Raw genomic sequence first — 21,579 nt, 5'->3', positions numbered from 1 at the left:
TTTCGTTACAGCCGCCCCGGCCTCGGGTATCCCAGGGCCAGGCTGCCCTCTCCGGCAGCCTCCCTCCCTGCCGAACGGAAGGGGGCCGACCGTGGACACACCCGGTACCGCATGGCTGATCTGGGTCCTGGTGACCATCGCCGTGCCGATCGTGGTCATCTTCATCGTGCTGGGCGTCCTGCGCTGGTCGCGGATGAGCGCCCAGAAGGCGGTGCGCTCGGAGGAGTACTGGGACGAGACCCCCGACGGCCGGCGCTACCCGACCGGCTACGAGCGCATGTACGACCCCGACGCCCGCCGCGCCGCGACCCGGGGCGACCACCCCGGGGACCAGGAACCCGGCGCCGGGGAGGACGGGGACGCGCACGGGGACCCGGGAAACGCCGGCGGCGAGGGCGGCTCCCACCCCTACGGACAGGACCGGGACGAACCCGACCCCGGGGACGAAGGCTCTCCCGGGCGGTGACCGGGCGGGGAGGTCGTCACGAGCGGAAGACGGTCTCCCCCGCGTCGTTGGTGCCGATCGTCCCTCCCACCTCGAAATCCACGCTGTGGGTCTGCTCGGGCTGGTCCCGCAGGTTGAAGGTGACCTCCGCGGTCCCCGGCTCGGTCGTCTCGACGGCGATGGACGGGACGTGGCTGCCGGGTTCGACGTCTCCGGTGGTGATGCCGATCTCGGGCCGGGTGAGGATCTCCCAGTCCGCGCCTCCCTGGGGCGGGAAGAAGTGGCCGGGGTCGTGGCCGAAGGGGCAGCCGATCGGGCGCAGGTCCTCGTCCTCCTCGCACTCGTCGAGATACTCCTCGACCTTCTGGTGTCCTTCGTCGACCATCTCCTCCCGGACGTCGCCGACCTCCAGACCCAGGATGACGGTCTCGCCGGGCGCCACCTCCAGGGTCTCGGTCCCGGTCTCGAAGTGCGGGTGGTCGTAGGTCACCGTGTACACCCCGACCGGGGCGGTCTCCCTGCTGAAGGGCGCGAACGTACGCATCACGGGGTTGTCCGAGACCTCGTAGTCCATGCCGGCGATGGTGATCGGGCCCTCGGGTGTGTGCGGGAGCCGGAACTGGCCCAGAGCGAGCGCTTCCCCCTCCCCCGGTCTCAGGCCCCACTCCCGGACCCAGCCGTCGGTCTCGCGCCGGGTGAAGGCACCGCCGCTCCAGGAACCCTCCGCGGAGACGGGGACCCACCGGTCCTCGGGCGGCGGCACGTCGGCCTCGGCCCGCACGATCCCCGAACGGGCCTCGGCCGCATCACCCACGGACAGGTCGGGAAGGTCGTAGCCCTCGTCGAGCGCCCCCTCGGCGAAGAGGCCCTGGGCCGACCGCGGGTCCATGCCCCAGAAGGCCTTCCGGTCCTCATGGACGTCGTGCTCGATGAGCGCCAGGACCCGTTCGAGGTCGCGGTCCTGCATCGCGGCCACGAGCTCCTCGACCGGCTCCTCCGGGGAGGGGGCCATGACCGCCCGGAGCAACGAGGCCACCGCCAGGACCGCCACCACACCCGCGGCGATCGCCAGGTTGCGGGGCCGCTTCCACCAGCGCTGCCGAACCGGGGGCAGCAGGTCGCCGCAGGAGGCGCAGTACTTGGACTCGTCGCGGGTGGCGGGGGCTCCGCACCCCGGGCACAGCCGGCTCATGCGCTCCGCCCCCTCGGGGTACGCGGGTGGTGGCCGCTCAGAGCCCGGTAGTCCTCCACCGACTCTGCCGGCGGGGTCTCGACGTGGATCGGCGGGTCGGAGTGCCACCACAGCCAGGCGTTGCGGGGCGGCAGCTGCTGGATCGCCTCGACCGGGAGCATCGGACGGTAGACGGGGCTGAGCGCGTAGGCGGTGACCCCGTCGTCGTCGGCCCCGGCCTGCGCGGCGGACCCCGGTCTGCGAGGGGCGAAGGAGCCGGTCACACCCCCGTAGGTGGTGATCTGCATTTCGCGGAACTCCCCGCTCCAGGACGAGATGTTGCGCAGGTCGAAGTCGTTGGACATCCCGCCGAAGACCAGTTTGGCGTTGGTGGCGGTCAGCAGGGCGGCCTGTTCCTCGGATCCGTAGCGGGTACGCATCTGCGCGAGGGACCGTGCGCCCCACAGGGTGACGAGGCCGCGTTCGGCTCCCCCTCCGAGCAGCCCGCCCAGGTCCGGAAGCGGGACGGAGTCGGCCACGTCGTCCAGGGCGAGCAGGAGCGGGGCCCGCAACCGCCCTCCCTGGCGCACCGCGATCTGCTCGGCGCGGCGCACGATGGTGTCGACGAGCGCGACCACGAGCGCGGTCTCCTCGGGATGGCCGCCGGGTGAGACCACGAACAGGGTGGAGCGGGTGGCCAGGAGCTCGTCCACGTCCAGGTCGGTAGCCGAGCACACGTCGAGCACCCGGGGGTCGGCGACCCCGTCGAGGCAGGTGCGGGCCGCTGCGTAACAGGCGCCGCGTTCCAGCTCCCCGAGACCGTCGACGGCGGCGAGGTCGTCGGCCCACTCGCGGGCGCTGCTGCTGTTGCGCAGGATCCGGGTGGGCAGGCCGCAGTCCTGGGCGGCGAGCCACCGCCGGACCTGGGCCAGGTCCTCCCCGGCCAGCGCGGCGGCGTGGAACAGGGGCCGCAGGAGCTGCGCCGCGTCGGTGCGGCGCCGTCCCCCGTCGGCGGTCCCGTGCACGGCGGTGGTCAGGGTGCGCACCCGCCGGTGGCACTCGGTGGGGTCCTGGCAGCCCGACAGCGGTGACCAGCGGAGGGTGCCGAAGGCCTCCGCGCCGAAGGGGTCGTAGACGTGCACGCCGCCCTCGGGTCCGGCGATCCGGGCCCGGTGCGCGCCGCAGAACCGCAGGGCCTCGCCGCCGGTGGCCACCGAGACCACGGGACCGGACCAGTGCAGCAGGGTGGGCACGACCACGCCCGAGGTGCGGCCGTACCCGGGCGGGCCGACCGCGCACACCGAGTCCGTGTGCGCCGACCACACACGTTTGTGGCTGTCGTTGGGGTCCACACCCAGGTACACACGTTCGCGCGGGGTGAGCCGGTCGGGCATGGAGCGGGCGGGGCTCATGGGCGTCAGTCCTTGTACAGGCGGGTGTCGGGGTCGCGGCGGACCGAGGCGGCGTGGGAGTTGGGCAGGGGGTACAGGCCGCCGGGCTCCTCGAGGGCCTCCAGGCGCAGCTCGAAGGGCGGGTGCGAGGCCAGTACCGTGCGGTCCCACCCGGTGCGGGCTCCGTCGAAGCCGGTACCGAGGGTGGCCAGGGCGTTGTAGAGCCCCGTGCCGTACCCGGCGCGCGCGGCCTCGCGGTCGGCGCGTTCCTCCGCCCTGCGGGACCGGGAGGCGTTGAGCGGCATGACCACGAGCCGCACGCACACCAGCACGCTCCAGGCGAAGAGCGCGAAGAGGGCGAAGAAGAGTCCGCTGCGCGCCCGGAGGCGGTAGGCGATCTCGAAGACGAGGAAGGCGGGCAGGGCGATCGCCTTCGTCCAGGTGCCCGCGACGGCGTCCCCGTGTTTGATGTGCGCGATCTCGTGGGCGAGGACCCCCGAGACCATGGAGCGTTCGTAACCCAGGACCTCGAGCATCCCGCGGGTGATGACGATGTGCTGGATGGCCGCGTACGCCTTGGGCGCCCGGCTGTCGTCGATGAGCAGGGGCGGCGGGGAGCGCAGGCCCATGCGGGCGGAGATGGTGGCGACCATGGGCAGGAAGAGTTCGGCCTCCCGCCGGCTGGGGCGGCGGGCACCCGCGAGGTAGAGGGCGCTGCGCTCGGTGTAGCGGGTGTAGAACACGTATCCGATCGCGAGCGCGAGGGCGCACACGACCTGTCCGGCCAGGAGCGCGATCGGCCAGACGGGGTTCAGCTGCCACAGCAGCGTCCAGGGAGCGACCAGCCCCGTGTATGCGAGGTTCAGCGCCCCGTTGACCGCACCGATGATCGCCCCGATCGTGCCGCCGATCAGGACCGAGGCGGTCGGTAGGAGTTCCTCCACGTCCACCGGCAGCGGGACGAACAGGTCGAGCACGAGGTCGAGGCGGCTCAGGACACCGGGTCCGGCGAGCCCACCCGAGAACAGGCCCGCGACGGCCCCGAAGATGGCGCCGATGGCGCTGAAGAGCACGACCAGCGGCAGGTTGAGCCACGCGGTGGCCAGGGCGGCGAGGTTGGCCCAGGGGTTCTCCAGGAGCAGGGACGGGCCCCACCGCCGGGACCTCTGGGTGGGCGGCGCGGCCGGGTCGAAGCGGGGTTCGGGCTTCTTCCCGCGAGCGTCGTCCGCGCCGTCCCCGCCCGGCCGCGACCGGAAGTGCGCGCTCGGCGGGAGCGGGGGCGCGCTGTCGCAGTTCGGGCACCGGGAGGAGGCCTGGGACAGGCGGGATCCGCACTGGTCGCAGTACATGTGGCGCTCTCGTCGGCGGAACGGGGGGACACCGGGAGCAGGGGGCGTTCGGCGAGGGCCCGGGGGTGGGGGGACGTCCCCGGGTCGGCGGTGGGGGCCGCCGACACCGCAAGCGTTCCCCGCCCCGCTCGGGCTGTCACCGTTCTCTGGAGAGCTTTCGGGTTCCCGGTTCCGCGGTGCCGGTCCCGGGCGCTGCACGGTCGGCCGGCCCGGAGAAGCGCAGGTGCGGGTCCTCGACCTTCCCTCCCAGGAGTTTGCGGTCCTCGTGGTAACCCCTGGACATCAGCCACGGGTCCTGCGCCCCCTGGCGCGGCAGGCGGTCGAGCGCCCGTTTGACGTACCCGGCGTCGAAGTCCAGCAGAGGACGGGTGTCCATGCCCTCCGGTGCGGCCGGGACGACGGTGTCGTGGCCGCGCGCGTCCATGTGGGACAACAGCCGGCACCAGTAGTCGCACAGCAGGCCGATCTTGAGGGTCCACGACGCGTTGGTGTAGCCGACGGCCAGGGAGAAGTTGGGCACGCCGCTGAGCATCTTGCCGCGGTGGACGACGGTGTCCGAGTAGGAGACCGGTGCTCCGTCGACGCTGAGCTCGATGCCGCCGGCGATCTGCAGGGTCAGCCCGGTGGCGGTGACGATGATGTCGGCGGGCAGCTCACGGCCCGACTCCAGCCGCACCCCGTGCTCGACGAAGGCCGCGATGCGGTCGGTGGCCACCGAGGCCCGGCCCCGGCGGATCTCCCGGAAGAAGTCGCCGTCGGGCACCAGGCACAGGCGCTGGTCCCAGGGGTCGTAGGGCGGGTTGAAGTGCTGGTCGACCGGGTAGCCGGTCGGCAGCTGCCGGGCGTTGACCGCACGGATGGCCTTGCGCGCCCAGCGGGGGAAGCGCCGGCACAGCTCCCAGATCGCGCGCTGTTGGAGGATGTTCTTGCGCCGTGTCAGGGCCGAGCCCCGGTCCGGCCCGAGGAGCCGGGTGAAGAGCGCCGCCAGGCCGTCCTCGCGGGGGACCGGGACGACGTAGGTGGGCGTGCGCTGGAGCATGGTCACGTGCTCGGCCTGCTCGCTCATGGCCGGCACGAGGGTGAAGGCGGTGGCGCCGCTGCCGATGACGACCACCCGCTTGCCCGTGTGGTCGAGGTCCTCGGGCCAGTGCTGGGGGTGGACGATGCGGCCCCCGAAACGCTCGCGCCCCTCGAACTCGGGGGTGTGGCCCTGGTCGTACCGGTAGTAACCGCTCGCGCAGAAGATCCAGTTCGCGCTCATGTGCAGGCGCTCCCCGGTGTCGGTGCGCTCGACCTCGACCTGCCAGCGCGCCTGCTCGGAGGACCAGTCGGCGGCCACGACGCGGTGCCGGTAACGGATGTGGGGGTCCAGGCCGCTCTCGGTGGCGGTCTCGCGCAGGTACTTCAGGATGCGCGGTGCGGTGGCGATGGACTCGCGTTCGCGCCAGGGCCGGAAGTCGTAGCCGAAGGTGTACAGGTCGGAGTCGGAGCGGATCCCCGGGTACCGGAACAGGTCCCACGTGCCGCCCGAGGCAGCGCGGGCCTCGAGGATCGCGAAGCTGCGCCGGGGGTGGCGGGTCTTCAGGTATCGGGCGGCCCCGATCCCGGAGATGCCGGCCCCGACGACGAGCACGTCGAGGTGTTCGGTGGGCGAGGCGGTCGGGTTCATGGGCGCTCCTGGTCCCTGGGGGTGACGACGGTACCCCTTCACCGTCCCGCCCCCGGCCCGCACGGGAAAGATGCACCCCGCACCTGTCTGCAGCTCGCTCCGGTGCACAATGTCCCCATGGAACAGCGTTGGCCCGACCTCTCGCCCCGGGGCCGGGAGCTCTTCCGGCGCGGGGCAGAGATCGCGCTCACCCCGCACGAGGAGTGGATCGACGAGCTCAACACCGCGGTGCTCGGCCGGGGCCGCATGTCACAGGTCGCCGACGACCCGGCGCTGGCCGACGCGCTGCGGCGCTCCAACCTGGCGGTCCTGCTGCACTGGGCGTCGGCCAACTTCCAGCGCCCGGGCCGCAGGGTCGCTCCCAACACGGGGCCCGAGAGCCTGGAGATCGCACGTGACCTGGTGCGCCGAGGCCTGGACGAGCACGCACTGGACACCTACCGCATCGGGCAGAGCGTGGCGTGGCGGCGGTGGATGGAGATCTGCTTCTCCCTGACCTCGGACCCGGACGAGCTGCGCGAGCTCCTCGAGGCTTCGGCGCTGTCGATCTCGGCGTTCGTCGACGACACCGTCGCGGCCGTCTCCGCGCTCGTGGAGGCCGAGCGCGACGAATTGACGCACGGCAGCAACGCGGAACGGCGGGAGGCGGTCGGACTCATCCTGGAGGGAGCGCCCCTGTCCCCCTCGCGGGCCGAGCGCAAGCTCGGGTACAAGCTCACCGGCCCGCACGTGGCTCTGGTGCTGTGGAACGGCACGGGCGGGGACACGGCCCGCCTCACCGCGGTGGCCGAGGCGGTCGTGGCCCGGAGCGGCGCCCCGTACCGATTGATGGTCGTGGCCAGCACGTCCGCGCTGTGGGTGTGGATGCCGCTGGAGCGGGCCCCGCACACCGGTGCCCTGGAGCGGGCGGTGGCCCCGTACCCGGACGTGCTCGTGGCGCTGGGCAGGCCCGGCACCGGCGTGGGCGGGTTCCGGCGCAGCCATCTGGAGGCCGCCACGGCGCAGCGGACGATGAGCCGCCTGTCCTGCCCTCGCCGGGTCGCGCGGTACGAGGAGGTACGGCTGGTCTCGCTGCTGACCAGCGACCCCGCCGACGCCGACGCGTTCCTGGCCGACACCCTCGGGGACCTGCGCACCGCCCCGGCGGAGCTGCGCGAGACGGTCCTGGCCCACGTGCTGGAGCGGTTCAACACCTCGCGGACGGCCAAACGGCTCTACACGCACCGCAACACGGTGATCCGCCGCCTGGCCAGGGCCGACGTACTCCTGCCCCAGCCCCTGGCCGAGAACGTGGTGCACGTGGCCGCGGCTCTGGAACTGATGCGCTGGCGAGACGCTCCCTCCGGAGCCTGACCCGGGCCGCCCGGGACCCGGCTTCCGGCGACGGTGGGCGCGAAGGCCGTGCCTGCGCGCCCACCGTGTGCCGTTGCGGGTCGGGTCAGATCCAGCGAGGCGGGGTGTGCTCCGCCCCTTCCGTGAGGCGCGCGCCGCCGCGGCCGGAGACCCAGGAGACCACCGCGGGCAGGTCGCCGCGCACGGTCGCCTCCGGGTCGTCGGCCCCGGAGCCGAGCACGCCGAGGTCCTCGCGGCCCTCCACGTGGATGGCCAGGCCCGGGTCGGTTCCGCGCTTGGCCCACATGCCGACGATGTCGCCGAGCAGGCGTTCCAGCACGTGCTCGGGGATGTCGGAGACCAGGGCCCCGTTGTCCAGGTCGACCGCGTGCAGCCACACCTCGCGGGTGCGCATCCACACCGTCTCGCTCAGCGGCACCGTCCGGCCCTGCGCCGTCCTGACCTGGTAGGACCACAGGTCCTCGGGGGTGTCGCGCCACTCCACGTCCAGCGACACCGCCGCGTGGTCGGTGAGGTGGCGCAGGGCGCGGGCCGGCATGGTCGCGCCCTCCTCGATCTCCCGGTTGCGGTCCTCCGGCGAGGAGTACATCGGGTGTTCCTCGTCGGTGTTGGCCCACAGGACCAGGCGGGCGATCGCGCGGGCGTTGTACCCCACGTGTGCGATCAGGTGCCGCCGGGTCCATCCCTCCAGCAGGGTCGGCCCGTCCAGGGAGGCGTCGTCGAGCGCCTCCACCGCGCGGTGCCAGAACGCGGTGCCGCGGCGGACCGTGAGGAGTTGGTCGAGCAGCACCGGGTCGCGGGTGCGATCGCTCTTGTCGACCATGCTCAGGGCTCCACGATGTCGGAGGACATGCGGCCGATCCCGTCGATCTCCACCTCGACCACGTCGCCGGCCTTGAGGTAGACCTGCGGGTCGCGGGCGCGTCCGACACCGCCGGGGGTACCGGTCAGCACGATGTCGCCGGGCTTGAGCGGGATCATCGTGGAGATGTAGGAGACGAGCTGCTCGGGCGGGAAGACCAGGTCGCCGGTGGAGTGCTTCTGCATGACCTCGCCGTTGACGCGGGTGCGCAGCTCGGACTTGCGGTGGTCGAACTCGTCCGGGGTGACCATGACCGGGCCCACCGGTGTGGAGCGCGCCCACATCTTGCCCTGCAGCCACTCCTTGGTGCGGAACTGCCAGCCGCGCATGGAGATGTCGTTGGCCATGCTGTATCCGGCGATGCGGTCGGCGGCCTCCTCCTCGGTGACGCGGTAGGCCTCGGAACCGACCACGAGGACGAGCTCGCCCTCCCAGTCCAGCTCCGGGTCCTCGGCCACGGCGGTGACCGGGTCGTTGGGGCCGGTGAGGGTCTCGGCGTACTTGGCGAAGAGGGTGGGGTGGGCGGGCAGGTCGCGGCCCATCTCCTTGATGTGGGAGGCGTAGTTGAGTCCCACGCACACGACCTTGCCGGGGGCCGGGACGACCGTCTCCAGCTCGGCGCCGGCGGCGGGCACCGGGTCGCCGTCGGCCGCTTCGGCGAGGGCGCGCCAGTTCTCCTCCTTCAGGAGCGCGCCGAGGTCGGCGTATCCGCGGATCGGGATCCAGTTGTCCCCGGACTCACGGGCGGCGACGGTGGTGCCGTTCTGGCGCAGGGTTGCGAGCTTCATTCGGTCTCTCCTTCGACGTGGACGCGCTGGAAGTTGAGCTTCTCGATGACGGGGTGGTCGCCGAACTGGAACAGGTCGAGCTGCGATTCGGCCTGGAGGGTGAAGGGTGCCCAGGAGGGGACGACGAAGAGGTCGCCCTTCTCGACCTCGTAGCTGCGGTCACCGACGTGGGCGTGGCCGCGGCCCTCGAAGACCTGGTAGACGCTGGATCCGACCTCGCGCACCGTGCGGGTCTGTGTCCCGGGGCGCAGGCGGTGGAACTGGGCGCGGATGGTGGGCATGACGTCGCCCCCGTCGGTGGGGTTGACGTAGCGCACGGCCGCGTGGCCCTGCTCGACGGTGGCGGGGTAGCCCTCGTCCTCGATCCGTAGCTGTTCGGCCAGGGCGCGGTCGGTGTGCTCCCACCGGTAGGCCCCGATCGGGGAGGAGACGGTGGTGCGCAGGCCCGACAGGGGGCGCAGGCCGGGGTTGGCCCACAGGCGTTCGCTGCGGGAGAGGTCGGGGGTGGAGTCGTCGGTGACCCGGTCGGTGCCGAACTCGAAGAACGAGGTGTCGGTGTAGTGCACGAACGGGATGTCGAGGCCGTCGATCCAGGCCATCGGCCGGTCGGTCTCGTTGTGGTGCCCGTGGAAGTTCCAGCCCGGGGTGAGTAGGAAGTCGCCGCGGGACATGCGCACCGGGTCGCCGTTGACGACCGTCCACACACCCTCGCCCTCGACGACGAAGCGGAAGGCGTTCTGGGAGTGGCGGTGCTCGGGGGCGACCTCGTGCCCGCCCAGGTACTGGATGGCGCACCACAGGGTGGGTGTGGTGTACGGACGCCCGCCCAGGCCGGGGTTGGCCAGGGAGATGGCCCGCCGCTCGCCGCCGCGGCCCACCGGGACGAGGTCGCCGGCGCGTTCGGCCAGGGGCAGCAGGTCCTTCCACCGCCACAGGTGCGGTTGGGCCGCCGGGCGCGGCTCGGGCGGCATGAGGTCGCCGATCTCGGTCCACAGCGGGATCATGTGGCCGGCCTCGAAGTCGGCGTAGAGCTGGTCGAGCTGCTTCTGTTCCTCCGGGGTGGGCGGCGGCGGGGTGGCCGCGCCGGCGCCCCGCGGCAGGTCGTGGTCGTCGTGTCCCCCGGTTCCGGGGGCGGCACTGCGGTCGGCCATCGCTCCTCCTGCGCACTCGGCCTCTGTGGGGCTGAGTTCATCGGGACAACATGAACTGCATCACCCGGAGCGTAGGGCGGGGAGGGTGGCCGGACCCAAAACGATTCTGCTCTCCAGAAAAATCGGCAGGAGGGGTGACCGGCCCGACGGGAACCGCCCGGTGCGGGCCGGCCCGGCGGGGTTCAGCGCGACTCGGCGAGCCCGGCCTCGATGTCGCCGCAGGCCTGGAGCACGGCCCGGCGCACCTGGACGTCGTCGACCACGTGGGCACGCATCTGCGGGACCGAGATCGTCACGGCGGCGGCGCCCTCGCCCGAGGGGGCGCGCACGGCCGCGCCCAGGGCGATCACGCCGTTCTCGGTGCGTTCGCGGTTGACGGCCAACCCCATGTCGCGGACCCACTTGAGGGAGCGCACGAACCCGGCGAAGCGCTGCTCCTCCATGTGCACGCCCAGGGACCGGGCGGTGCTGGAGCAGTAGAGCCGGGCCAGGTCGGCCTCGTCCATGAGGGAGAGCAGCGCCAGCCCGCCGGAGGCGGCGGAGGCCTCGAGCACGGCGCCGCGCCGGTCGCCGACCTGCACGACGGCGTTTGTGGCCTCGACGGTACTGAGGAACCGCACCGTGGTTCCGACCCTGACCTGCAGGTTGGCGGTCTCCCCCACCCGCTGGGCCAGGAGTTCGAGGATCGGCTGGGCCACGCTGCGCAGACGGCGGTGCGGCACGTCGTCGGTGACGGGGGCGAGCAGCCCCGGGCCCGGCCGGTACATGCGGGAGTCGTCCTGAACGGCGAAACCCCGGTAGACCAGCATCTGCATGATGCGGTGGGCGGTGGAGGGGGCCACCTCCAGTTGGGCTGCGGCGTCGGAGATGCGCACGGCGCCCTGGTCGCGCAGCATCTGCAGCAGACTGAGCGCGGACCCGACCGAGCGGATCTCGTAGGGCGGGCGGCTCGCCTTCGGTGGTGCCTTCATGCCGAGCAGCATAACCAGACCCCCGGGTTTTTCTGACAGACAGAAGAGACTGGCGCTTGTGGCTCAGGGCACAGGAACGTCGACGGAGTCATCGAGCCCGCGGGGCTCCCGGACCACGGAGGAGTTTCGAGTGTCAGCATCCGCCCCCACATCCGTGATCGTCATCGGCGGCGGCATCGGAGGGTTCGCCTCCGCGCTCGTCCTTCGACGGCTCGGCGCCGACGTCCAGCTGCTGGAGCAGGCGCCCGAGTTCGCCGAGGCGGGCGCGGGCCTGCAGATGTCCCCCAACGCGACCCGTCTGCTCGAGCGCTGGGGCCTGCTCGACCAGGCCATCGCCTCCGGTGTGGCGCCCGGTCGTGTGGTCTTCCGCGACGCGACCACCGGCGAGGACCTGCTCGACCAGGACGTGAACGGCGAGTTCAGGGAACGCTACGGCGCGCCCTACATCGTCGCCCACCGCGCCGACCTGCACCGGCTGCTGTGGAAGACCGCCGAGGCCGAGGGTGTGCGCCTGTTCAACGACGTGCGCATCGAGTCGGTCGACAACACCCCCGGCGGGGCGCGGGCGGTGGCCGCCGACGGGCGCGAGTTCACCGCCGACGCGATCGTGGCCGCGGACGGCATCAAGTCGTCCGTGCGCAAGCAGCTTTTCTCCGACGACGAGCCGGTGGCCTCGGAGTACGTGGCCTACCGGGGTGCGATCCCGACCGAGCGGGCCTCGCACAGCAAGGACATGGACGCCGTCGTGGTGTGGCTGGGGCCCGAGTGCCACCTGGTGCAGTACCCGCTGCGCGGGGGGGAGCTGTTCAACACCGTGGCGGTCTACCGTTCGGAGAGCTTCGCGGCCGGACAGTTGACCTACACCGGCGACGACGAACTGCGCGCCGCCTACACGGAGTGTGTGCCGAAGGTGCGGGACGCGCTGGACAACGTGGACGACGCGATGCGCTGGCCGATGTTCGACCGGGTTCCGATCTCCCGGTGGCACGAGGGCCGCATCTGCCTGGTCGGGGACGCCGCGCACCCGATGCTGCAGTACCTGGCGCAGGGCGCGTGCCAGGCCCTGGAGGACGCCGGAACGCTGGAGCACCTGGCCGGGGAGCTGGTGCTGGGCGCCGGCGGCGACCCGTCGCGGTGGCCGGAGGTCTTCGAGCGCTTCACCGAGCTGCGCCGGGAGAAGACGGCGAAGGTGCAGAACACCGCGCGTACGTGGGGCGAGGCCTGGCACCTGACGGGGCCGGTGGAGCGCACGGTGCGCAACATGCTGTTCCGCTCGGCCGACCGGCACGGGATCTGGGAGTACACCGACTGGCTGTACGGCGAGCAGCCGGCCGACGGGCGCGTGTCCGCCGACGGGCAGGCGGCGGAGGCCTTCCCCGCGACCGCCCCCTGACGGCCGCCGGAGCCCGGGCCCCTTCCGCACGGAATCGCGTGCGGAGGGGGCTTTTCCGTTAGACGCAGATGAATGCCCTGGTCACAAGCGCCTTCTGCGGCACAGAAAAGTCTTCCTGTGCCGTGACTCACACGCCTACGTTGTGCCGATCGCACCGACTCGGATTCTTCGCCCTGAAAGGCGTGTGAGCCCATGACATCCATCCCTCGACCCCCGGCGCCCCCGCGCAGAACGATGAGCCCCGGGGCGGCGGTCACGGCCGTGGTCCTGTGCTGGCTGCTGGTCGTCTCCGACGGTTACGACCTCATCGTGTACGGCACGGTGCAGACCTCGCTCATCGAGGAGACCGGCTGGGGCCTGACCGACGCCACCGCCGGAACGGTCGGTTCGGTGGCCTTCGTCGGCATGATGCTCGGCGCCTTCTTCGGTGGGCGCCTGGGGGACCTGCTCGGGCGCAAACGCACGATCATCGCGTGCACGATCGCCTTCACCGTGCTCAACGCCCTGTGCGGCCTGGCCGACAGCGCGGTGGTGTTCGGGGTGCTGCGGTTCCTGGCCGGTCTCGGGTTGGGCGGACTGCTGCCGAGCCTGAACGCGCTCACCGGTGACCTGGTCTCGGCGAGGTGGCGTCCGGCCATGGCCACGCTCATGATGTCGGGTGTGCCGGTCGGCGGGACCGCCGCGGCCCTGCTGGGCACGGTCGTCATCCCCGAGTTCGGGTGGCGCTGGATGTTCTTCCTGACGCTGTGGTCGCTGCTGGTGATCCCACTGGCGCTGCAGTTCCTGCCCGAGACCACGCCGACCGGGGGCCGGGAGCACGAGGAGCCGCGCTCCGCCGGCTCCCCGGGCACGTCCGCCGCCGTCCCGGACGCGACCGGCGCCCCGCAAGGTGGCGGTACCCGCGCCGGCATCTTCGGCCCCGCGTACAAGTGGACCTCGTTGCTCTTCGCCGCCGCGACCCTGGCGATCCTGTTCACCTGGTACGGGCTGGGCACCTGGCTCCCACGCCTCATGGAGCTGCAGGGGCACGACCTGGGTTCGGCCCTGACCTTCACCATCGCCCTCAACCTCGGCGCCGTGGCCGGTTCGGTCGTCACCGCGGGCGCGGGGGCACGTTTCGGTCCCCTGGTGAGCGGGATCGGCGCGACCCTGGCCGCCGGGGTCGGGCTGCTCGCGATGATCAGCGGCCAGGCGCCCACCGCGCTGGTCTACCTGCTGCTGGTGCTGGCCGGTGTGGGCACGCACGGGGCGCAGTGCCTGGTCATCGGCGCGGTCAACAACTCCTACCCGCGCGACGTGCGGGGCACGGCCCTGGGCTGGTCGCTGGGGGTGGGCCGGTTCGGCGCGGTCCTGGCGCCCCAGGTCGGCGGGCTCCTGCTCGGAACCGTGCTGGGTGTGGCCGCGGTGTACATGGTCTTCGCGGCGTCGGCGGTGCTGGCGGCCGCGCTCCTGGCCGGCCTGATCCTGCTCACGGTACGGCGCCCCTCCCCCGCGCGGGTGCCCGAGCACGCGGCCTGAGCCGGGCCCGCCCCACACCCACCGGGGCGGGCCCGTCCGGCGGTCCGGACCGTTGATGGGGTCTGCACGACAGCTGTAGTGTTCCTGCGATGACCCCCCTGTACAACGGGCGGACCGCTGTCAAGGCAGCGCCCGCACCGCCCTCACCCCCTGCCCCCGTCCCCGGGAACCGGCCGTGACCGCCCCGCTGCCCCGCCGGAGACTGGCCGGCTACGGCGTCGGTTCGGTCGGGACCGGCGTGTTCAGCGCGCTCCCCGGCCTGTTGCTCCTCTACTACCTCACCGACGTGCTCGGCGTGGCCGCGGGCCTGGCCGGGTTCGTCATCGTCCTGCCGAAACTGTGGGACATGCTCGCCAGCCCGCTCATCGGGGCGGTCAGCGACCGCGAGGCGGTGCGCACCGGGCGCCGGTTCCGGCTCATGATCACCGGTGCGCTCACCCTGCCCCTCCTGTTCGCCGCGGTCTTCTCCGCACCGCCGATGGACGCGACCGGCTCCGCGCTCTGGGTGGCCGCGGCGTTCGTGCTGGCCACCACCGCGTTCTCCCTGTTCCAGGTCCCCTACGTGGCCCTGCCCGCGGAGATCTCGCCGCGGCGCGACCAGCGGGCCCGGGCCATGTCGTGGCGGGTCGTGTGCCTGACCCTGGGCATCCTCGCCGCCGGCGGCCTGGCCCCGGCGGTGGTGGAGGCGGCCGGCGGCGGCCGTCCCGGCCACCTGGCGATGGGGCTGGCGATGGGGCTGGTGCTGTTGCTGGCCATGACCACGGCCACGGTCACATCGCGGTGGATCCCCAGCCGTCCCGGCCCGCGCCCGCTCGGCCCGGTCGCCGCCTTCCGGGCCGCCCGCGGGAACCGGGCCTTCTTCGCCCTGTGCGCGACCTTCTCGCTGCAGTCCCTGGCCGTCGCGGTGATGCTGGCCGGGGCCCCGTACGTGGCCACCTACCGTCTCGGCGACTACTCGCTGACCTCGGTGATGTTCGTGTGCCTGGTCGGGCCGAGCCTGGTGGCGGTACCCGTGTGGGCCGCCCTGGCGCGGCGGTTCGGCACCGTGCGCTGTTACCTCGTGGCGCTGGCATCGATGATCGTGACCGCGGTGCTGCTGTACCCGGCGATCGCCACCGAGGCGGTCGGTCCGGTGCTGGCCGTGGCCGGACTGGTCGGCGTCTTCTACACCGCTCTGCAGCTGTTGCCGCTGACGTTGCTGCCCGAGACCGTGCGCGAGGACGCCGCCCGCAGCGGCCAGGCGCAGGCCGGAACCTTCACCGGGGTGTGGACGGCCGTGGAGACCGGGGCGATGGCGCTCGGTCCCGGGCTGTACTCCGTGGCCCTGACGGTGACGGCCTTCCGCGCCTCGGACGTGACGCAGGAGGTCGTCCAGCCCGACACCGCGATCACCGGGCTGACCGCGGGTTTCACGGTGCTTCCCGCGGTGCTGTTCCTGGTGAGCCTGCCGCCCCTGTTGGCCTTCCGGCGCCGGTTCCGCGAGTCCCGGCCCGCCGCCCCCGAGGAGGAGACCCATGCTGCCTGAACACGGACGGTCCGGTGAGGACCTGCTCGGCGAACTCGGCCGGCTGCGCGAGGGCGACCTGCCGGTGCGCGGTGGCCGCGTCGCCGCCTACGTCTACGACCCGGGCCGCCCGCACGTGCGCGAGGTCGCCCACCGCGCGTACCTGGAGATGCTGGAGGTCAACGGGCTGGACCCGACGGTCTTCCCGAGCACGGTCGAGCTGGAGCGGCAGGTGGTGTCCGCCGTCGCCGAGGTGCTCGGCGGGGACGCGGCGACCCCGGGCATCTTCACCAGCGGCGGCACGGAGTCGATCGTGCTCGCGCTCAAGGCCGCCCGCGACACCCGGGACTCGGCCGCACAGGACGAGGTCGTGGTGCCGGTCACCGCACACCCGGCGTTCCACAAGGCCGCCCACTACCTGGGCCTGCGCACGGTGGGTGTGCCCGTGGACCCGAACACCTTGCGGGCGCGCACGGAGGCGGTGGCGGCGGCGCTGGGGCCGCGCACCCTGCTGGTGGTGGCCTCGGCGCCCTCCTACCCGCACGGGGTGCTCGACCCGGTCGCCGGGATCGCCGCGCTGGCCGCCGAGCACGGGGTCGCGTGCCACGTGGACGCTTGTGTGGGTGGATGGGTGCTGCCGTGGCTGGAACCGGGGCGCGTTGCGCCCTTCGACCTGTCGGTGCCCGGGGTCACCTCGCTCTCCTGTGACCTGCACAAGTACGGGTACGCGCCGAAGGGGGCCTCGGTGGTGCTCTTCGCGCGCCAGGAACTGCGCCGGGCCGCCTACTTCGCGAGCGCCGACTGGCCCGGGTACACGGTCGTCAACTCCACGGTGCAGAGCAGCAAGGGCGCGGGACCGTTGGCGGGGGCGTGGGCCACACTCCAGGCGCTGGGTGCGTCGGGGTACCGGGAGCTGGCGCGGGAGGCGATGACGGCGACGCGGCGGCTGATCGCCGGGATCGCGGACCTGCCGGAGCTGCGGGTGCTGGGTGGCGGCCCGGACGCGCCGCTGGTCGCGCTGGCGGGCGAGGGCGTGGACGTGTTCGCGCTGTCGGAGGCCATGGCGGCGCGCGGGTGGTTCCTGCAGCCGCAGTTGTCCTACGCCGGGATCCCCGCGAACCTGCACCTGACCCTGACGGGGGTGTCGGCGCACGGGGTCGAGGACCTGTTGGAGGCGTTGTCGGCGTCGGTGGAGGAGGTGCGCGGCGTGCGCCCGGACGGCGTCACCGAGCTGGTGGAGCTGGTGCGGGGGCTGGACCTGGCCGAGCTGGACGATGCCGGCTTCGCCGGGCTGCTGTCCTCGCTCGGTGTGGGCGGAGCGGGCGGCGAGGGTGGCTCGGGCGGTTCGGGCATGGCGGCGGTCAACGCGGTCCTGGACGCACTGGACCCGCCGACCCGTGAGGCCCTGCTCGTGCGGTTCCTGGCGGCCCTGAACTCGCCGCACACCGGCGCCGGGGGTTGAGGAGGCGCGCGGCCCTCCCGCCCCCGAGGGGTGACACAGGCGGGCCGCGCGGCTCGGTCCCCTCCATCGGTAACACGCGACCGCCCCCGGTGACCCTCCGGTTCCGACCAAGTTCTCCCCCGTGGCGTTTTGCCGGTGCGCACGGGGGTCGGGCCTGCTCACCGCGGACGCGAAGCACGACCCGGGTGGCGTGATCCCACCGTTATTCCATTATTCCCACCTCCGAAGTAGGTTTAGCGTCGCCGCAGGTCACCGGAGAGACCGCACAGGCCGACGGGACCGAAAAGATCGTGGGAAGGAAACGATGGGCGCCCCAACACCCGAGGCCCCCGGGCAACACCACCGCGTGCCCGGTCGGCGCCGCGCCGACCGGGCACGCGCCGTCGCCGACGTGCTGCGCCGACAGATCCACGACGGGCGCTTCACCACCGGCGCGCTACCTGGGGAGCCTGCCCTGGGGTCGGAGTTCGCCGCCTCCCGCAACACCGTGCGGGAGGCGCTGGCGCTCCTTCGCGACGAGGGGCTGGTCGAACGTGTCCCGCGCCTGGGAACCCTGGTCAGCGGCCGCAAGTACGATCACGGCCTCGACCGCCTGAGCGGCCTGAACGAGACCCTCCACACGCACGGCCCGGTGCACAACGCGGTCCGCCTGGCCCAGGAGACCGCCGCTCCCCCGGGTGTGGCCCGGCGCCTGGGGCTCACCGAGGGCGCGCCCGTGGTCCACATCGAACGCCTGCGCCTCCTCGGCGGCCGTCCGGTCTCCCTCGACCTCACCTACCTGGCGCCCGACGTCGGCCTGCCCCTGCTCGAACAGGACCTGGAGCACAACGACGTCTTCGCCCTCATCGCCGGGGTCTGCGGGCACCGCCTCGGTCCGGCCGAGGTGTCCCTGGAAGCGGTCAACGCCGACCCGCACTCGGCGTCGGTCCTGCACACCCCGCCCGGTGCGGCGCTCCTGCTGATGGAACGCCTCACCCGGCTCGACGGCGGCCGCCCCGTGGACCTGGAGTACATCCGGTTGCGCGGCGACCGCATCACCATGAGCGGCCGCCTCGACGGCCCCGTCCCCCCGATCCACCACCCCACCGACACCCGGAGGTGAACCCCCATGGCCTCGGTCCACCAGCGCGCCGACGTCCCCGTGACCATCGACGAGTCCCTGTGCATCGACGGCTGCACCCTGTGCGTCGAGATGTGCCCCCTGGACTCCCTGTCGATCCACCCCGAGACCAACAAGGCCTACATGCACGTCGACGAGTGCTGGTACTGCGGCCCGTGCGCGGCCCGCTGCCCCACCGGCGCCGTGACCGTGAACATGCCGTACCTGCTGCGCTGACCGGGCAGCCCCACGACCGAAGGAGGGTCCATGATCGCCCCCGACCCGTCCGACGCCCACCGCCTGGACTGCGACGTCCTCGTCGTCGGCGGCGGGACCGCCGGAACCATGGCCGCCCTGACCGCGGCGGAGAAGGGCGCCTCCGTGCTGCTGCTGGAGAAAGCGCACGTCCGCCACTCCGGGGCCCTGGCCATGGGCATGGACGGGGTCAACAACGCCGTCGTCCCCGGCAAGGCCGACCCGGAGGACTACGTCGCCGAGATCACCCGCGCCAACGACGGGGTGGTCGACCAGCGCACCGTGCACCAGACCGCCACCCGCGGGTTCGCGATGGTGCAGCGGCTCGAACGGTACGGCGTCAAGTTCGAGAAGGACGAGTACGGCGAGTACGACGTGCGGCGTGTGCACCGTTCCGGGAGTTACGTGCTCCCGATGCCCGAGGGCAAGGACGTCAAGAAGGTCCTGTACCGGCAGCTGCGCCGACGTGAGGTGCGCGAGCGTGTGCGCATCGAGAACCGTTTCATGCCGGTGCGGGTGCTGACCGAGGGCGGCCGGGCCGTGGGTGCGGCCGCGTTCGACACCCGTTCCGGGGACTTCGTGACCGTGGGCGCCAAGGCGGTCGTGCTGGCCACCGGCGCGTGCGGGCGTCTGGGGCTGCCGGCCAGCGGGTACCTGTACGGGACCTACGAGAACCCCACCAACGCCGGCGACGGGTACGCGATGGCCTACCACGCCGGGGCCGAGCTCAGCGGGATCGAATGTTTCCAGATCAACCCGCTCATCAAGGACTACAACGGCCCGGCCTGCGCCTACGTCGCCAACCCCTTCGGCGGGTACCAGGTCAACGGCCGGGGCGAGCGGTTCGTGGACTCCGACTACTGGTCGGGCCAGATGATCGCGGAGGTGGCGCGCGAGACCGCCTCGGAGCGCGGACCGGTCTACCTCAAGGTGAGCCACCTGCCGGAGGAGACCATCGGTGCGCTGGAGGGGATCCTGCACACCACGGAACGGCCCACGCGCGGGACCTTCCACGCCGGGCGCGGGCACGACTACCGCACGCACGACGTCGAGATGCACGTGTCGGAGATCGGGCTGTGCGGTGGGCACTCGGCGTCGGGGGTGTGGGTGGACGACAACGGCGCCACGAGCGTTCCGGGCCTGTACGCGGCCGGGGACCTGGCGTGTGTGCCGCACAACTACATGCTCGGCGCGTTCGTCTTCGGTGACCTGGCGGGGGCGCACGCGGCGGGGTCGGCACCGCACGTCCCGGCCCCGGAGGCACTGCCGGAGGAACAGGTGCGGGCGGCGCACGAGCTCATCTACCGACCGCTGCGCAACCCGGACGGCCCGCCGCAGCCGCAGGTGGAGTACAAGCTGCGGCGGTTCGTCAACGACTACGTGGCCCCGCCCAAGACCGGGTCCCGGTTGCGGATCGCGTTGGAGCACTTCGAACGGATGCGGGACGACCTCGCCGCGATGGGCGCGGGTACCCCGCACGAGTTGATGCGGGCGGCGGAGGTCTCCTTCATCCGGGACTGCGCCGAGATGGCCGCGCGGGCCTCGCTCACCCGGACCGAGAGCCGGTGGGGGCTGTACCACGAACGCACCGACCTGCCCGAACGCGACGACGAACAGTGGCTGTACCACCTGAACCTGTACCGGGACGGCGACGGGGAGATGGCCTTCGTCAAGCGGCCGGTGGCGCCGTACCTGGTTCCGGTGCCCGAGTTCGAGGCCCGGCTGCCCGCGGGCGGTCCGGTGCCGGTGGAGCCGGACGAGGCCAGGGCACCCGTCCCGCGAGAACCCGCGCCCCCACCGGCCGCACCGGACGAGCGGCCCGAGCGCGAGGCCCCGCCCCGGGTGGTGGAGCTGTTGGCACAGGCGGAGGACCTGCCGTCCGTCGCCGAGCTGGGGCCCTACCTGCACGATCCGGACCCGACGGTGCGCACGACGGCGGTGTCGGTGCTGACCGAGTCGGTTCCGCCGGGCACGGGCGAGGCGCTGGCAGAGGTGCTGACCGACGCCGACCCGCGCCCGCGCCGTGCCGCGGTTGCGGCGTTGCGCGAGCTCGTGGAGGTCCTGGATCCGGAGCTGGGGCGGGGGTTGCGCGCGCACGTGGAATCACCCGACGCGGTGGTGCGTGCCGGAACCCTGGATCTGCTGCGGGCGCTGCGCGCGGGCCCGGCGGAGGTCTTCACCGAGGCGTTGCACGATGCGGACCCGCGGGTGCGGATCGAGGCGGTGCGCGGTCTGGTCTCGCTGGACCGCACGGACCACCTGGCCCCGGCCGCCGGGGACCGCTCGCGCGAGGTGCGCGTGGCGGTGGCCGAAGGGCTGGGCACCATCGCCGCGGGAACGGCCACGACGGGCACGCCTCGAGTGGGCGCCGGCCCAGTAGGCCTGACCACGGCGGACGGGGGCTCTGCCGGGCCGGCCACGGCGGGGACCGCCCCGAAGGCCTCGGCAGACCGGGGCGCTCCCGGCACGGACACCACGGGCTTCGACCCGGCAGGCACGGCCGCATCAGGCGCGGCCTCAGCGAGTACGACACCTGCAGACCCAGGTGCGACTGGCCACGCAGCGCCACGCTCGTCCCGAGCGACGCACGTGTCACAGGCACCTCAGGCGCTGCGAGCACTCCGTGCACTGCGCGTCGACCCCGATCCCCTGGTGCGGGCGGCGGCGCTGGCCGCGTTCGCCTCCTACGACCAGGGTCCCGAGGACGTGCGCGCGGCGGGGGAGGCGCTGTCGGACTCGGCCTGGCAGGTGCGCAAGGGCGCGGCGCGAGGGTTGGTCGGCGCTTCCCCGGAGGAGGCGGTGCCCCTGCTGGAACGCGCCGCGGGCGACGTGCACCAGGACGTGCGCAAGGCGGCGGTGCTGTCGCTGGCCCCGTGGTCGGGCCGTCCCGAGGCCGCCGCGGTGCTGCGCACGGTGGTCGACGACCCTGACGCCGACGTGCGCGCGCACGCCCGCCACGCCCTCGATCACCCCGTCCCCGTCTGAGCGACGGGCCCTACCGGGGACGGCACGCGCAGGGTCCCGGCCCCGGCCGGGGTCGAGGTTCGAGGGGTCAGGCCCTCCCGCACCACCACGGGGTCGCGCGTCGCGCCGGAGGGGCACCGGCCCCGACGGGAGCGTTACGCCCTCGACCGCGGCCAGGGGCTGTTGCCCGCCCGGGCTCGCTCCGTCGGGCACCCCCCGGACCGCCGCTGGGCT

Annotated in this window: 17 protein-coding genes; 9 read left to right on the top strand and 8 right to left on the bottom strand. The window is 73.0% G+C overall.

Annotation, left to right across the window (positions count from 1 at the left end; genetic code table 11):
- Window positions 1–91: 91 nt before the first annotated feature.
- A complete protein-coding gene (locus tag IDM40_RS25990; RefSeq protein WP_193124715.1) occupies window positions 92–466 on the top strand; it encodes a hypothetical protein in 375 nt (124 codons plus the stop codon).
- A gap of 16 nt (window positions 467–482) precedes the next feature.
- On the opposite strand, the gene IDM40_RS25985 is transcribed toward IDM40_RS25990, so the two are convergent.
- The 4 genes from IDM40_RS25985 to IDM40_RS25970 form a co-directional block, all read right to left on the bottom strand.
- The gene (locus IDM40_RS25985; RefSeq protein WP_193124714.1) at window positions 483–1,637 is read right to left on the bottom strand and encodes a hypothetical protein; all 1,155 of its coding nucleotides are present in this window, start codon (window positions 1,635–1,637) and stop codon (window positions 483–485) included.
- Window positions 1,634–3,028, bottom strand: coding sequence for a type IV secretory system conjugative DNA transfer family protein (locus tag IDM40_RS25980; RefSeq protein ID WP_193124713.1), 1,395 nt, complete (start codon window positions 3,026–3,028; stop codon window positions 1,634–1,636). Before IDM40_RS25980 ends, IDM40_RS25985 begins: the two co-directional genes overlap by 4 nt.
- A 5-nt stretch (window positions 3,029–3,033) precedes the next feature.
- Complete coding sequence (locus IDM40_RS25975; RefSeq protein ID WP_193124712.1) at window positions 3,034–4,356, bottom strand: M48 family metalloprotease; 1,323 nt, start codon at window positions 4,354–4,356, stop codon at window positions 3,034–3,036.
- A 136-nt stretch (window positions 4,357–4,492) separates the two neighbouring features.
- Window positions 4,493–6,025 (bottom strand): flavin-containing monooxygenase, encoded by a 1,533-nt coding sequence (locus IDM40_RS25970; RefSeq protein ID WP_193124711.1) that lies wholly within the window; start codon window positions 6,023–6,025, stop codon window positions 4,493–4,495.
- Between the two features lie 117 nt (window positions 6,026–6,142).
- Between IDM40_RS25970 and IDM40_RS25965 the strand changes: the two genes are divergently transcribed.
- Complete coding sequence (locus IDM40_RS25965) at window positions 6,143–7,378, top strand: PucR family transcriptional regulator (RefSeq protein WP_193124710.1); 1,236 nt, start codon at window positions 6,143–6,145, stop codon at window positions 7,376–7,378.
- An 85-nt stretch (window positions 7,379–7,463) separates the two neighbouring features.
- Here IDM40_RS25965 and IDM40_RS25960 read toward each other — a convergent pair whose 3' ends face one another.
- The 4 genes from IDM40_RS25960 to IDM40_RS25945 all read right to left on the bottom strand — a co-directional run bounded on the left by IDM40_RS25960 (window position 7,464) and on the right by IDM40_RS25945 (window position 11,150).
- Window positions 7,464–8,201 carry a maleylpyruvate isomerase family mycothiol-dependent enzyme gene (locus tag IDM40_RS25960; protein WP_193124709.1) on the bottom strand — a complete coding sequence of 246 codons (738 nt, stop codon included), beginning with the start codon at window positions 8,199–8,201 and terminating at the stop codon, window positions 7,464–7,466.
- Between the two features lie 2 nt (window positions 8,202–8,203).
- Window positions 8,204–9,028, bottom strand: a complete 825-nt coding sequence (locus IDM40_RS25955) for a fumarylacetoacetate hydrolase family protein (protein ID WP_193124708.1) — start codon at window positions 9,026–9,028, stop codon at window positions 8,204–8,206.
- A complete protein-coding gene (locus IDM40_RS25950; RefSeq protein WP_193124707.1) occupies window positions 9,025–10,179 on the bottom strand; it encodes a cupin domain-containing protein in 1,155 nt (384 codons plus the stop codon). The genes IDM40_RS25955 and IDM40_RS25950 overlap by 4 nt, the downstream gene beginning before the upstream one ends.
- 182 nt (window positions 10,180–10,361) lie before the next feature.
- The gene (locus IDM40_RS25945) at window positions 10,362–11,150 is read right to left on the bottom strand and encodes an IclR family transcriptional regulator (RefSeq protein WP_193124706.1); all 789 of its coding nucleotides are present in this window, start codon (window positions 11,148–11,150) and stop codon (window positions 10,362–10,364) included.
- Between the two features lie 130 nt (window positions 11,151–11,280).
- Between IDM40_RS25945 and IDM40_RS25940 the strand changes: the two genes are divergently transcribed.
- The 7 genes from IDM40_RS25940 to IDM40_RS25910 all read left to right on the top strand — a co-directional run bounded on the left by IDM40_RS25940 (window position 11,281) and on the right by IDM40_RS25910 (window position 21,366).
- The gene (locus IDM40_RS25940; RefSeq protein ID WP_216631334.1) at window positions 11,281–12,543 is read left to right on the top strand and encodes an FAD-dependent oxidoreductase; all 1,263 of its coding nucleotides are present in this window, start codon (window positions 11,281–11,283) and stop codon (window positions 12,541–12,543) included.
- Window positions 12,544–12,735: 192 nt separating this feature from the next.
- Window positions 12,736–14,061 (top strand): MFS transporter, encoded by a 1,326-nt coding sequence (locus IDM40_RS25935; RefSeq protein ID WP_193124704.1) that lies wholly within the window; start codon window positions 12,736–12,738, stop codon window positions 14,059–14,061.
- A gap of 175 nt (window positions 14,062–14,236) precedes the next feature.
- Window positions 14,237–15,586 carry an MFS transporter gene (locus IDM40_RS25930; protein WP_193124703.1) on the top strand — a complete coding sequence of 450 codons (1,350 nt, stop codon included), beginning with the start codon at window positions 14,237–14,239 and terminating at the stop codon, window positions 15,584–15,586.
- Window positions 15,576–17,027, top strand: coding sequence for a pyridoxal phosphate-dependent decarboxylase family protein (locus tag IDM40_RS25925; RefSeq protein ID WP_193124702.1), 1,452 nt, complete (start codon window positions 15,576–15,578; stop codon window positions 17,025–17,027). The genes IDM40_RS25930 and IDM40_RS25925 overlap by 11 nt, the downstream gene beginning before the upstream one ends.
- 304 nt (window positions 17,028–17,331) lie before the next feature.
- Complete coding sequence (locus IDM40_RS25920) at window positions 17,332–18,129, top strand: GntR family transcriptional regulator (RefSeq protein WP_193124701.1); 798 nt, start codon at window positions 17,332–17,334, stop codon at window positions 18,127–18,129.
- Window positions 18,130–18,135: 6 nt separating this feature from the next.
- Window positions 18,136–18,363: a 4Fe-4S dicluster domain-containing protein gene (locus tag IDM40_RS25915; RefSeq protein ID WP_193124700.1), complete on the top strand. Its 228-nt coding sequence runs from the start codon at window positions 18,136–18,138 to the stop codon at window positions 18,361–18,363.
- A gap of 30 nt (window positions 18,364–18,393) precedes the next feature.
- Window positions 18,394–21,366 carry a fumarate reductase/succinate dehydrogenase flavoprotein subunit gene (locus IDM40_RS25910; protein WP_193124699.1) on the top strand — a complete coding sequence of 991 codons (2,973 nt, stop codon included), beginning with the start codon at window positions 18,394–18,396 and terminating at the stop codon, window positions 21,364–21,366.
- The last annotated feature ends 213 nt before the right edge of the window (window positions 21,367–21,579 follow it).

Source organism: Nocardiopsis coralli, from assembly GCF_014892575.1.
Classification (GTDB): domain Bacteria; phylum Actinomycetota; class Actinomycetes; order Streptosporangiales; family Streptosporangiaceae; genus Nocardiopsis; species Nocardiopsis coralli.
Note: the sequence above shows the minus strand (reverse complement) of the source record. Positions and strands in the feature narration are given on the sequence as shown.

Bases quoted from the DNA above. Each gene is read 5' to 3' on its own strand.
- IDM40_RS25910 (WP_193124699.1), top strand. From the start codon at position 18,394: ATGATCGCCCCCGACCCGTCCGACGCCCACCGCCTGGACTGCGACGTC.
- IDM40_RS25985 (WP_193124714.1), bottom strand. From the start codon at position 1,637: ATGAGCCGGCTGTGCCCGGGGTGCGGAGCCCCCGCCACCCGCGACGAG.
- IDM40_RS25965 (WP_193124710.1), top strand. From the start codon at position 6,143: ATGGAACAGCGTTGGCCCGACCTCTCGCCCCGGGGCCGGGAGCTCTTC.
- IDM40_RS25950 (WP_193124707.1), bottom strand. From the start codon at position 10,179: ATGGCCGACCGCAGTGCCGCCCCCGGAACCGGGGGACACGACGACCAC.
- IDM40_RS25935 (WP_193124704.1), top strand. From the start codon at position 12,736: ATGACATCCATCCCTCGACCCCCGGCGCCCCCGCGCAGAACGATGAGC.
- IDM40_RS25955 (WP_193124708.1), bottom strand. From the start codon at position 9,028: ATGAAGCTCGCAACCCTGCGCCAGAACGGCACCACCGTCGCCGCCCGT.
- IDM40_RS25915 (WP_193124700.1), top strand. From the start codon at position 18,136: ATGGCCTCGGTCCACCAGCGCGCCGACGTCCCCGTGACCATCGACGAG.
- IDM40_RS25945 (WP_193124706.1), bottom strand. From the start codon at position 11,150: ATGAAGGCACCACCGAAGGCGAGCCGCCCGCCCTACGAGATCCGCTCG.
- IDM40_RS25960 (WP_193124709.1), bottom strand. From the start codon at position 8,201: ATGGTCGACAAGAGCGATCGCACCCGCGACCCGGTGCTGCTCGACCAA.
- IDM40_RS25970 (WP_193124711.1), bottom strand. From the start codon at position 6,025: ATGAACCCGACCGCCTCGCCCACCGAACACCTCGACGTGCTCGTCGTC.
- IDM40_RS25980 (WP_193124713.1), bottom strand. From the start codon at position 3,028: ATGAGCCCCGCCCGCTCCATGCCCGACCGGCTCACCCCGCGCGAACGT.
- IDM40_RS25920 (WP_193124701.1), top strand. From the start codon at position 17,332: ATGGGCGCCCCAACACCCGAGGCCCCCGGGCAACACCACCGCGTGCCC.
- IDM40_RS25925 (WP_193124702.1), top strand. From the start codon at position 15,576: ATGCTGCCTGAACACGGACGGTCCGGTGAGGACCTGCTCGGCGAACTC.
- IDM40_RS25975 (WP_193124712.1), bottom strand. From the start codon at position 4,356: ATGTACTGCGACCAGTGCGGATCCCGCCTGTCCCAGGCCTCCTCCCGG.